General features: G+C 45.7%; 16 protein-coding genes. 5 read left to right on the top strand and 11 right to left on the bottom strand.

Annotated features, from left to right (window positions below; genetic code table 11):
- Together ACTF5U_RS09010 and pyrE are read left to right on the top strand one after the other, a co-directional pair.
- The coding region (locus tag ACTF5U_RS09010) for a methionine biosynthesis protein MetW (protein ID WP_438971296.1) at positions 1-297 on the top strand (297 nt) is incomplete at its 5' end.
- A complete protein-coding gene (gene pyrE, locus ACTF5U_RS09005) occupies positions 297-938 on the top strand; it encodes an orotate phosphoribosyltransferase (RefSeq protein ID WP_438971295.1) in 642 nt (213 codons plus the stop codon). The genes ACTF5U_RS09010 and pyrE, both read left to right, overlap by 1 nt.
- A gap of 6 nt (positions 939-944) precedes the next feature.
- Here the strand turns inward: pyrE and ACTF5U_RS09000 are convergent, their stop codons facing one another.
- Positions 945-1,700 (bottom strand): sulfite exporter TauE/SafE family protein, encoded by a 756-nt coding sequence (locus ACTF5U_RS09000; RefSeq protein ID WP_438971294.1) that lies wholly within the window; start codon positions 1,698-1,700, stop codon positions 945-947.
- A gap of 34 nt (positions 1,701-1,734) precedes the next feature.
- Here ACTF5U_RS09000 and ACTF5U_RS08995 point away from each other — a divergent pair, with 34 nt between their 5' ends.
- Entirely contained in the window at positions 1,735-2,403 is a 669-nt protein-coding gene (locus ACTF5U_RS08995) for a DUF4124 domain-containing protein (protein ID WP_438971293.1), read from the top strand.
- On the opposite strand, the gene hisC is transcribed toward ACTF5U_RS08995, so the two are convergent.
- From hisC to ACTF5U_RS08945, 10 genes are read right to left on the bottom strand one after another with little or no spacing between them, the layout of a single operon-like run.
- Positions 2,404-3,459 (bottom strand): histidinol-phosphate transaminase, encoded by a 1,056-nt coding sequence (gene hisC, locus ACTF5U_RS08990; RefSeq protein ID WP_438971292.1) that lies wholly within the window; start codon positions 3,457-3,459, stop codon positions 2,404-2,406.
- Positions 3,459-4,763 carry a histidinol dehydrogenase gene (gene hisD, locus ACTF5U_RS08985; protein WP_438971291.1) on the bottom strand — a complete coding sequence of 435 codons (1,305 nt, stop codon included), beginning with the start codon at positions 4,761-4,763 and terminating at the stop codon, positions 3,459-3,461. Before hisD ends, hisC begins: the two co-directional genes overlap by 1 nt.
- Complete coding sequence (hisG, locus tag ACTF5U_RS08980) at positions 4,760-5,401, bottom strand: ATP phosphoribosyltransferase (RefSeq protein WP_438971290.1); 642 nt, start codon at positions 5,399-5,401, stop codon at positions 4,760-4,762. The genes hisD and hisG overlap by 4 nt, the downstream gene beginning before the upstream one ends.
- Positions 5,394-6,677 (bottom strand): UDP-N-acetylglucosamine 1-carboxyvinyltransferase, encoded by a 1,284-nt coding sequence (murA, locus tag ACTF5U_RS08975; RefSeq protein ID WP_438971289.1) that lies wholly within the window; start codon positions 6,675-6,677, stop codon positions 5,394-5,396. The genes hisG and murA overlap by 8 nt, the downstream gene beginning before the upstream one ends.
- 23 nt (positions 6,678-6,700) lie before the next feature.
- On the bottom strand, positions 6,701-6,925 hold the full coding sequence (locus tag ACTF5U_RS08970; RefSeq protein WP_438971288.1) for a BolA family protein: 225 nt from the start codon (positions 6,923-6,925) through the stop codon (positions 6,701-6,703).
- 21 nt (positions 6,926-6,946) lie between these two features.
- Positions 6,947-7,252 (bottom strand): STAS domain-containing protein, encoded by a 306-nt coding sequence (locus ACTF5U_RS08965; RefSeq protein ID WP_438971287.1) that lies wholly within the window; start codon positions 7,250-7,252, stop codon positions 6,947-6,949.
- On the bottom strand, positions 7,249-7,890 hold the full coding sequence (locus tag ACTF5U_RS08960; protein WP_438971286.1) for an MlaC/ttg2D family ABC transporter substrate-binding protein: 642 nt from the start codon (positions 7,888-7,890) through the stop codon (positions 7,249-7,251). Before ACTF5U_RS08960 ends, ACTF5U_RS08965 begins: the two co-directional genes overlap by 4 nt.
- Complete coding sequence (gene mlaD, locus ACTF5U_RS08955; protein ID WP_438971285.1) at positions 7,887-8,354, bottom strand: outer membrane lipid asymmetry maintenance protein MlaD; 468 nt, start codon at positions 8,352-8,354, stop codon at positions 7,887-7,889. The genes ACTF5U_RS08960 and mlaD overlap by 4 nt, the downstream gene beginning before the upstream one ends.
- 2 nt (positions 8,355-8,356) lie before the next feature.
- Positions 8,357-9,139 (bottom strand): lipid asymmetry maintenance ABC transporter permease subunit MlaE, encoded by a 783-nt coding sequence (mlaE, locus tag ACTF5U_RS08950; RefSeq protein WP_438971284.1) that lies wholly within the window; start codon positions 9,137-9,139, stop codon positions 8,357-8,359.
- A complete protein-coding gene (locus tag ACTF5U_RS08945) occupies positions 9,136-9,954 on the bottom strand; it encodes an ABC transporter ATP-binding protein (protein WP_438971283.1) in 819 nt (272 codons plus the stop codon). Before ACTF5U_RS08945 ends, mlaE begins: the two co-directional genes overlap by 4 nt.
- Before the next feature lie 207 nt (positions 9,955-10,161).
- Here ACTF5U_RS08945 and ACTF5U_RS08940 point away from each other — a divergent pair, with 207 nt between their 5' ends.
- Together ACTF5U_RS08940 and ACTF5U_RS08935 are read left to right on the top strand one after the other, a co-directional pair.
- Positions 10,162-10,725, top strand: a complete 564-nt coding sequence (locus ACTF5U_RS08940; protein ID WP_438971282.1) for an SRPBCC family protein — start codon at positions 10,162-10,164, stop codon at positions 10,723-10,725.
- Positions 10,725-11,204: YncE family protein (locus ACTF5U_RS08935; RefSeq protein ID WP_438971281.1), on the top strand; the 480-nt coding region annotated here is incomplete at its 3' end. The genes ACTF5U_RS08940 and ACTF5U_RS08935, both read left to right, overlap by 1 nt.

Raw genomic sequence — 11,204 nt, 5'->3', positions numbered from 1 at the left:
GTCGGAAAAAGAGGCATCATCGGCTTCCCTAATTTTGGTTACTGGCAATGCCGGGCACAATTAGCTCTGGCCGGCCGTATGCCGGTATCGAAAACCCTGCCTGACGCATGGTACGAAACCCCTAACATTCATCTGTGCACGATTCAGGATTTCGAACGTCTGTGTGAAGCTCATCATCTGGATGTATTGGATCACAGTATCGTTAACCATAAACATAAGGACAGTCTGGGAATCAAGCTGTTACCGAATTTGTTCGGTCAAATTGCCGTCTATCTTGTTCAAAAACAATCCGTCTAATGAAAAAATACCAAAAAGAATTTATTGAGTTCGCTCTTGAAACCGGCGTTTTACGCTTCGGTTCTTTCACCCTCAAGTCTGGCCGTCAAAGCCCTTACTTTTTTAATAGTGGGCTTTTCAATAGTGGGGCAAGTCTGGCAAAACTGGGGCGCTTCTATGCACAAACCATTGCCGAGTCTGACGTTGATTTTGACGTACTTTTTGGCCCTGCATATAAAGGTATTCCATTAGCTTCAACCACCGTTATCGCTCTTGCTGATCAACATCAGCGTGATATCCCTTATGTGTTTAATCGTAAAGAAATCAAAGACCACGGTGAAGGTGGTCAGTTGGTCGGGGCTGACTTGAAAGGTAAGGTATTAATCATTGATGATGTCATCTCAGCCGGTACTTCAGTGCGCGAGTCTGTCGAGATTATTCGTGCGGCAGGCGCTGAACCCGCAGCCGTAATTATTGCATTGGACAGGCAAGAGCGAGGGCAGGCGGAGTTATCTGCAATTCAGGAAGTGCAGGATGAGCATAATATTCCTGTGCTGAATATCATCTCTCTGAATGACTTATTGGGCTATCTACAGAACAGCGACACCCTAAGTGAACATTTACCCGCGGTTCAGGCTTATCGTGAGCAATACGGGGTGTGAGTAGAATCAGCCCCAAATTAACTTAACAGAAATCAACAACGTAACGATTTCAAACGCACGTTTTATCCAGCGGTTACCATGTTTCAAGGCCAGATGTGAGCCAAGATACCCCCCAATCAATGAACCTAATAGTAGAGCGGGCAACCATTCCCAGCGAATATCACCAAGAATGCCTAATGTGATAGCGCCAGAACCATTCCAGAATAATCCCACCATCGTCAGCGTATACGCAACGGCTCGCTGGTAATCCATTCCAAACCAACTCACCAGCCAGATAGTGACAAATAAGCCCGTACCGGAAGTTAGCGAGCCGTTGAGAAACCCCAGAAAGAACATCACCAGACCACCAAGCCAATATCCCGCATAATCACGATGAATCGGAATGTAATGCTGACCAAGCTGTTTTTTTAAAATTGAATACACGCCCAGCCCACCCGTTAATAATCCAAGCGCAATTTCCGCCCAGCGGTCTGGCACTAATAAGATAAGACTTCCGCCTAAAATGACGCCAGGAACGCCTGCCAGCAACATCAATAAAACAAAATGTCTTTCTAACTGACTCGTTCTTAAGTAACGTAGAACAGCGCCGATACCTAAGGCAACACTGGCAACTTTATGTGTTGCGAGGGCGACACCAAAGCTGAGTCCCAGAAAAATGAGAACAGGAAATTGGATTAAACCGGCTCCGCCGCCACTCAATGCTGAAAAGGTATTGGCTACCAATGACACCAAAAACAGGATAAATTGCTCGATGAGGTTCAACTTAACTTTAACTCAATCTTTAATAAGGTCATTGATGATACGTAAATTTGTACTTGCCAGCACCTGCCTGATTGCTTTTTTCACTTTATCTTTTTCTGTTATTGCAGGCCAACTGTATCGATTTCCAGATGAGAACGGCGTCTTAACGCTGAGTCGTAGCCTGCCACCCGAAGCGGCCCAAAAAGGCTATGACATTCTTGATGATGATTCAATGAGACTGATACAACGCGTTGCACCAGCGCCTACCGCTGATGAAATAGCTGAAATGGAGACGCAGAAAGCTGTCGAAATCGAACGCCAGAAACGGATTGAACTTGAAGCTCAAGAAGCTGAAAAGCAGCGGGCAAAACAAGCCCGTATTGATCGGACGCTTTTGGTGACCTATTCAACAGAAAAAGCGCTTATCAAAGCGCGCGATAAAGAATTGAACTATAGAAAAGAACAAATTGAGACTTATAAATCTAAACTTCCAGACCTAAAAGAAAATCTCGTTGAAATTCAGAAAGAAGCGGCTGATCGAGAACTAGGCGGAGGTAAAATCACCACCAATATGCAAAAAAGACTGGATGCTGCTCATGAAGAAATCGAAGTCAGGAAAAAAGCCATTGAGCGTTTTCAGGCAGAAATTGACGTATTAGCTGAAAAATACGAGAGCGACCTCAGACGCCTTCGCTACCTGCTGGGAAAACAAGCAAATAATTAATCAGATAAGCGTATCTAAAATCGACAATAGCTGCTGATTTTCAGAGGGTGTTCCAACTGTAATGCGTAAAAACTGATCGATTCGTCTTTTATTGAAGTGGCGAACAATAATGCCCTCTTTACGCAAATTCGCTGCTATTTCTGCTGCATCATATTCGGGATGCCGTGTAAAAACGAAATTAGCCGCTGACGGTAATACCTCAAAGCCCAGTTCCTCTAGGGAAGTTGTCAGTTTGTTCCGGCTTTCAATGACCTTATCGCAGGTTTCACGAAAATACGCTCTGTCTTTCATAGCGGCGGTTCCTGCAGCACTCGCTAAAGCATCGACAGGATAAGAGTTAAAACTATCCTTTACTCTGACCAAAGCATCAATCAGATCAGGGTGGCTCACGGCAAAACCTATGCGCATTCCTGCCAAAGAACGTGATTTAGAAAAAGTCTGTGTGACCACCAGATTCGGATACTGTTTTACCAGCGAAATAGCGGTATCACCACCAAAATCGATGTATGCCTCATCAACGACAACCACAGACTCGGTATTTTGTTGCAATAAGTGTTCTATTTGCTCCAATCCTACCAAGCAGCCTGTTGGCGCGTTCGGGTTTGGAAATATAATACCGCCATTATCCAGAAGGTAATCATTGATATCGATCTGAAAGTTTTTATCCAGCGGTACCGTCTGATAATCAATCTTATATAGCTGGCAATAGACCGGATAAAAACTATAGCTTATATCCGGAAACAAGAGAGGCTGTTCATGCTGAAATAGAGCATGAAAAATGTGCCCTAGAACTTCATCTGAACCATTGCCGACAAAGACATTAGCCGTATTGACCTTATAGTAATCAGCGATTGCCTGCCTGAGTTCTTGAGATGTTGGATCCGGGTATAAACGCAATTTGTCACTGACATCAAAACTGATTGCTTCTAATACTTTTGGAGATGGGCCGTAAGGGTTCTCATTGGTATTCAGTTTAATCAGATTGGCTATCTTAGGCTGCTCACCCGGCACATAGGGTTGAAGATTATGAACGAAATCGCTCCAGTAGCGGCTCATTATTCACCCTTCAAGCGGTATTCTGCACTACGGGCATGGGCGGTCAAACTCTCACCACGAGCCAGAACAGAAGCCACTTTGCCTAAGGATTGCGCTCCCTGCTCGGAGACTTGAATCAGGCTGGAACGTTTCTGAAAATCGTACACACCCAATGGCGAGCTAAAACGTGCAGTACGTGAAGTAGGCAACACATGATTCGGACCTGCACAGTAATCGCCCAGAGCTTCAGGGGTGTGACGGCCGAGAAAAATAGCCCCGGCGTGACGAATCCGCTTCGCCATTTCCATCGGCTCATCAACCGATAACTCTAAGTGCTCTGCGGCAATAAAGTTAGCTACATCAACAGCTGTATCCATATTTTCAACATGAATCAAAGCGGCACGACTGGTTAATGATGTGGTAATAATATCTTTACGTTCCATGGTAGGTAATAAGCGTTCGATTGATGCTTTCACCTTATCCAGAAAGTCTGCATCCGGCGAGATCAATATTGATTGAGCATCTTCGTCATGTTCTGCTTGTGAAAATAAATCCATCGCAATCCAGTCAGGATCGGTTTTACCATCGCAGATGATCAAAATTTCAGATGGCCCGGCGATCATATCGATACCCACCGTTCCAAACACCATGCCTTTAGCCGTGGCAACGAAGATATTACCTGGACCGACAATTTTATCAACCTGTGGAATCGTTTCCGTGCCATAGGCTAATGCTGCTACAGCCTGAGCGCCACCGACAGCAAAAATACGGTCAACTCCGGCAACAGCAGCAGCGGCCAGAACCAATTCATTGACTTCATCATCCGGTGTTGGCACGACCATGATGAGTTCCTGAACGCCTGCCACTTTAGCAGGGATCGCGTTCATCAGAACCGACGATGGATACGCTGCTTTACCACCCGGAACATACAGACCCGCTCTGTCTAAAGGCATCACTTGCTGCCCCAGGATAGTGCCATCAGCCTCAGTGTAACTCCATGAATCCTGTTTTTGGTGTTCATGATAAATACGAACACGCTCTGCCGCAGCTTCCAACGCTTGACGCTGAACCTGAGGAATATTTTCCAACGCGGCTTTGGCTCTCTCCAAAGAAATTTCCAAATCAGCCATGGTTTCGGCTTTAACGCGATCAAAACGCTGGCTGTACTCAATAACAGCATCATCGCCACGCGTTTTCACAGCAGTCAAAATCTCTCTGACGATATTAGTTACCGCTTCATCAGATACACCTTCCCAATCCAGCAATTCTTCCAGCTGTGGCCAGAAATCAGCTTGGGCGGCATTCAACTGTTTAATTTCAATCATGACTGTTTATCTCTTACTGCATTGCGGATTTGTTCAATAAAGGTCTGAATTCGTTTGTGTTTCATTTTCATCGACGCTTTATTGACCACCAAACGTGAACTTATATCCGCGATATGTTCCATCGGTACTAAACCATTGGCACGCAAGGTATTACCGGTATCAACCACATCCACAATACGGTCAGCAAGCCCCACCAGAGGCGCTAATTCCATCGAGCCATAGAGCTTGATGATATCCACCTGTTCGCCTTTTTCAGCATAAAAACGTCGCGTACTCTCGACGAACTTAGTCGCCACTTTAAGACGACCGTTACTGACGGGCTCTTCTGGTTTCCCGGCTGTCATTAACTTACAGCAGGCGATCTTCAAATCAACCGGCTCGTAAAGTTCAGCATCGGGGTGTTCCATCAGCACATCTTTACCTGCCACACCAATATCAGCACCACCGTATTCCACATACGTAGGGACATCAGATGCACGCACAATGATCAATTTCACATCTGGCAGATTCGTGTCCAGAATCAATTTCCGACTTGTTTCCGGATCATCGACAGGTTCAATGCCAGCCGCTTTAAGCAAGGGTAGGGTTTCTTTAAAAATACGCCCTTTTGACAATGCCAGAGTTAATGAATCAGGCATTGGCTGTCCTCACTGAAGTGGGTATACGTCGTATACGTGCACCCAATTGTTGTAATTTTTCCTCTATACATTCGTAACCACGGTCGATGTGATAAATACGCTCTACTACGGTATCTCCATCAGCCACCAATGCAGCCAATACTAAACTTGCCGATGCGCGCAGATCTGTTGCCATTACCGGCGCCGCAGTCAAAGCCTCACGCCCCTGACACACGACCGTGTTGCCTTCAATCTGAAGATTCGCACCCATGCGTTGCATTTCCTGAACATGCATAAAGCGGTTTTCAAACACCGTTTCAACGATGGTAGCCTGCCCTTCGGCAACACTGTTTAAGGCCGTGAATTGGGCCTGCATATCGGTTGGAAAGGCAGGATAAGGTGCAGTACGGATATTCACTGCTTTCGGCCGTTTACCTTTCATATCAAGACTGATCCAGTCTTCACCAACCTCTATCTCTGCACCGGCTTCTTCCAGCTTCAATAATACGGCTTCTAGCTGATTAGCATCAGTATCTTTCAATTTCACTTTGCCTCGGGTTAAGGCTGCCGCCACCAGATACGTACCGGTTTCTATGCGATCGGGCAAAATTTTGTATTCTGTACCACTGAGCGATTTCACACCCTCAATGACTAACGTTGCCGTGCCAATACCACTGATTTTCGCACCCATGGTGTTGAGGTAATTAGCTAAATCAACCACTTCAGGCTCACGTGCCGCGTTCTCAATAATGGTCGTTCCCTTAGCCAGAGTTGCTGCCATCATCAGGTTTTCAGTACCTGTAACCGTTACCTGATCCATAAAGATGTGAGCACCTTTAAGGCCCTTACCATCTGTTGCTCGGATATAACCATTCTCAACTTTAATATCTGCGCCCATCTGTTCCAGACCACGCAAATGCAAATCGACCGGACGTGAACCAATGGCACAACCACCCGGCAATGAAACATCGGCTTTACCATACTTGGCTAACAATGGACCCAAAACCAAGATCGAGGCACGCATCGTTTTTACCAAATCATATGCGGCTTCAGTATCGGTGAGCGTTGTAGGGTCGATCACAACACCGGAGCGTTCATCTACTGTCAGTGTTACGCCCATTCGGCCCAGCAACTCCAGCGTAGTCGTAATATCATGTAGATGTGGCACATTGCCGATACGAACAGGTCCGTCCGCCAGTAAGGCTCCCATAAGAATAGGCAGCGCCGCATTTTTAGCACCGGAAATACGGATTTCGCCGTCTAGCGCGACACCGCCGTTGATAATGAGTTTATCCATCGCTATTTGCCGAAAAATGCCGATTACTTCGGCGCAGAGGTTTTCAAAGACAATGCGTGTAGTTCGCCACTGGTAAATTTATCACCCAGCGTTTCTTTGACCATTTTATGTTGTTGCACCAGCGTTTTTCCAGCAAATGAAGGACTAATCACGCGTGCATCAAAGTGTTGTCCATCATCCCCCAAAACTTCTACTTCGGCATCGGGCAGCCCTGCTTCTATCAATTGTTTTATATCTGTCGATTTCATGAATCTCTACTGTTTGGATACTTATTGAATGGGTAAAATTTCGTCAAGACCACTGGCCCGAGCGATTGCGTGCATTTGCTTGGGCAGGTTTCGGAAATTGATCGCTTTACCTGACTTTTTCGCTTGTCGCATCCATGTGATTAATAAGGCAAGACTTGCACTGTCGGCTCTAGTAACGTCAGTAAGATCGATATCCAACTTAGCAGGCGAGTCAAACAAAGTTTCCATCTCTGCCAGCACGTCTTTTGCAGACTCCAGCGTCAACTCCCCACTTACACGAACGGCCTGTTTTTCTTTATCAAACTTGATGGCAAATAATTCGCTCATGATTTAACTTTTGCGTTTCGCTTTGCCAGATCCTCGATCAGTTTGTCCATGCCACCAGCACGAATCTCGTTGGCAAAGCTTGAGCGGTAGTTAGTCACGAGGCTGATCCCATCGATCTTAACATCATAAACTTTCCATTCATCCTGTTTGTTTAGATACAAAGACAAAGCCATCGGAATTGCGGGACCCGCAGGTTGAACCACTTCCATCGGCACACTCACACGTTTACGACTGAGATCATCACGGAAAGGTAACAAGCGGATTTCTTCGTTTGAATACTCAAGCATTGCGGTAGAGTATGTTCTGATTAACAATAGGCGAAATTCCTCAGTAAAGCGAATACGTTGTTCCGCATCCGCCACACGCCAATTTTTACCCAGAGCCAGCTTCGACATTTTGTCGAAGTCAAAATGAGGCATCAGAATATCTTCCACTAGAGAATATATTTTCGTGGGGTCTTCTTCGAGCTCCGTGTCATGCTCTTCTAACGCCTTAAGCATGTCATCTGAAGCATTTTTTACCAATATTTCAGGCGCTGACAACGCTTCTGCTGACACAGTCAATGGACCGAGGCTCAGCATTAAAGCAGCAAAAAACAGCAAAAATTTACGTATTAATTGATTTGGCATGATCATCATTCATCACCTTCCGCTTTGCTATAAAGGAATTGCCCAATAACCTGCTCCAATACCAGTGCAGGTTGAGTCAGGTCTATGACATCCCCATTTTGTAAAAATTCGTCCTCTGCACCGGCGACCAGGCCGATATACTGCTCGCCCAACAGACCTGCAGTATAGATACTGGCAGAAGTGTCCAGAGGGATATTATCGAATTGTGGATACATGTTCAGGGTGACTTCTGCGTTATAGGTCACAGGATGCAGATTAATGTCTGCAACACGGCCAACACGAACACCAGCCATAGTCACAGCTGAACGAACTTTAAGCCCACCAATATTTTCGAACTCCGCTGTAACCTGATAACCGGTTTCATCAGTAAAGTCACCCAGATTGCTGACTTTCATCGCAAGCATAAACAAAGCAGCCAGCCCGGCGGCAACAAACATCCCGACAATAATTTCGGTACTCTTACTCTGCATCATTTTTACTCATCTCCAAACATCAACGCAGTCAGCACAAAGTCCAGCCCTAAAATAGCAAACGCTGAATGCACTACTGTGCGAGTCGTTGCTCGCCCAACCCCTTCCGAAGTAGGCATGGCATCATGCCCTTCAAATAAAGCGATCCATGTCACAACAAAACCAAAGACCACACTTTTAATCACACCATTAAGAATGTCTTCATACAAATCCGTCTTAGCCTGCATTTGAGACCAGAACGCACCATCATCAACACCCAAAAGCCCGTGTCCTACCAAAAAGCCACCCAGAATACCGACCGCACTGAATATAGCGGCTAATAACGGCATCGAGATAATGCCCGCCAGGAAACGCGGCGCAATAATTCTTCTAATAGGATCAATGGCCATCATTTCCATGCCTGATAACTGTTCTGTACTTTTCATCAAACCTATTTCTGCGGTCAGCGCCGAACCGGCGCGACCGGCAAACAATAACGCACTCACAACAGGACCAAGCTCTCTCACCAGTGATAGAGAAACCAATACACCCAAGGACTCTTCAGCACCAAAATCTACCAAGGTATTGTAACCTTGAAGGCCCAACACCATACCAACAAACAGACCTGAAATCAGAATCAATAAAACTGACAAAACACCGACAGCAAATAGCTGCTGGACTACCAGCGAAAACCGTAAAAACAGGCCCGGTATCCCCATCAGCATCTTAAACAAAAACAGGTGGGCGCGACCAAATCGCTCAAAGTAACCCAACCCCCAACGCCCAAGGCTACGAATCAGGTTAATCATGCGTTCTCCTCAGGGGTTAGCAAGTCTTCAGCATAGTCAGTACCGACGTAATGAAAAGGCACAGGTCCGTCTGGTAACCCTTGCATGAATTGCTGAACCCATTGCGATTTCGACTGTTTCAATTGCAATGGTGTGCCTTTTTCAATGATCTTGCCGTCTGACAATAAATAAATGTTATCGGCAATCTGAGCCGTTTCATCCACATCATGAGATACCACAATACTGGTCAGTCCCATGGCATCGTTCATCCGATGAATCAGATTGACCAACGTTCCCATTGAAATAGGATCCTGCCCGGTGAATGGTTCATCATACATAATCATCATCGGTTCCAAAGCGACCGCACGTGCCAGCGCGACGCGCCGGGCCATGCCTCCCGATAATTCATTTGGCGATAAGTTCCGGGCATTACGTAGCCCCACCGATTGTAGTTTCATTAATACCAGGTCCCGTATTAATGACTCGGGTAAATCCGTGTGCTCTCTCAGCGGGAATGCGACGTTATCATACACATTTAGATCGGTAAGCAAAGCGCCACTTTGAAACAACATTCCCATACGTTTACGTAACTCGTATAACTGAGAATGTGAGAGCTTATGCACGTTCTGACCATCCACCTCGATGGTCCCCTGATCTGGTCGAAGTTGACCGCCAATAAGCTTCAACAAGGTGGTTTTACCGGTACCACTCGGGCCCATAATAGCCGTGATTTTACCGCGTTCTATATCTATATTAACGCCGTTAAATATGGCACGGTTACCACGATAAAAGTGCAAGTCCCTGATCTTTATCAGTGGCACAGATCTCTCCAGCATTTAATGAGTAAAAGATTAAGCCGGTCAATTTTCGTGAATAACCCCGACTAAGTCAAATCTGCGTATGGAAAATCTAATCCAGTTCCGCTAGAGTGTCCACTCCAGTTTCTGGTGAAAGGAACTTCACGCTGCGACTTTGTTCAGATTACGTTCAGAATCGCTGTGCTAACTTCCTTTACGCACTTACTGAAAAAACGGAGAAATATAATGAAGAAGTTGTTCCAATTTTTTGCTGCTGCCATGATGGTTATGCCGATGCTGGCAAGCGCTCACGGCCCTACTCGTCAAATGGTACAGGAAACCATTTTCATCAACGCTGCTCCCGAGGAAGTTTGGGCAATGGTCGGCGATTTCAGTGGTTTAGATAAATGGCACCCAGCTGTTGCCAGCACAGAACTGAAAGATGATAAAACACGCGTGCTGACATTAAATGCTGAAGGTAACCCTACTATCACTGAAGAGCTGGATAAGCTGGACGATGAAAAAATGATGATGGTTTACAAAATCGAAGAAATGACCGTAGTCAAAACCATCGAATTTAATAGTCAGGAAACACCGTATTACACTTTGCCTGTAACCAACTACAAATCTTGGTTGTCTGTTAAAGCAAAAGACGGTGGCTCAGAAGTAAAATGGAAAGGTAAATTCTACCGTTCATTCATGGCTAATCCACCTGTGCCAGAAGGTCAATCAGATCAGGATGCAGTTGATGCCATTACCGGTGTATACACTTCAGGCCTGAATAACCTGAAAGCCATCATGGAAAAATAATGTTGGCTCAGCTTACAAAGCAATTCAAAAAGGCGATCCTTTTCAGGGTCGCCTTTTTGCTATTCGGCGCAGGTTTTTTGAGTGGCTGTTTTGGTGATGCTCCTGAATACGCGCTAATCACTAATCAACTGGCGAATAATGTCAGCGTAATCGACACGCACAGACAACAGGTGATTAAGACAATCACTGTAGGTGAAAGTCCGGCTGGTATCAGCATCAGCTCTGATAGAGAGATGGCATTTGTCAGTAATCCCGACAGCCAAACTGTTTCCTTCATCGATCTCAAAACCTTAACTGAAACGAGACAAGTGACGGTTGGTCCTGGACCTGTCGGCATTATTACTGACAAAGCAGGTAAAAATGTCTACGTGGCTGATTGGTATGACAACAATATCATGGTCATTGAGACCGACACAGGTGAGATTATTGAAACAATCACTGTAGGAAAGTCACCCGCAGGCATGGTAATGGATGAGAGC

Source organism: Methylophaga sp., from assembly GCF_965655755.1.
GTDB lineage: Bacteria > Pseudomonadota > Gammaproteobacteria > Nitrosococcales > Methylophagaceae > Methylophaga.
Note: the sequence above shows the minus strand (reverse complement) of the source record. Positions and strands in the feature narration are given on the sequence as shown.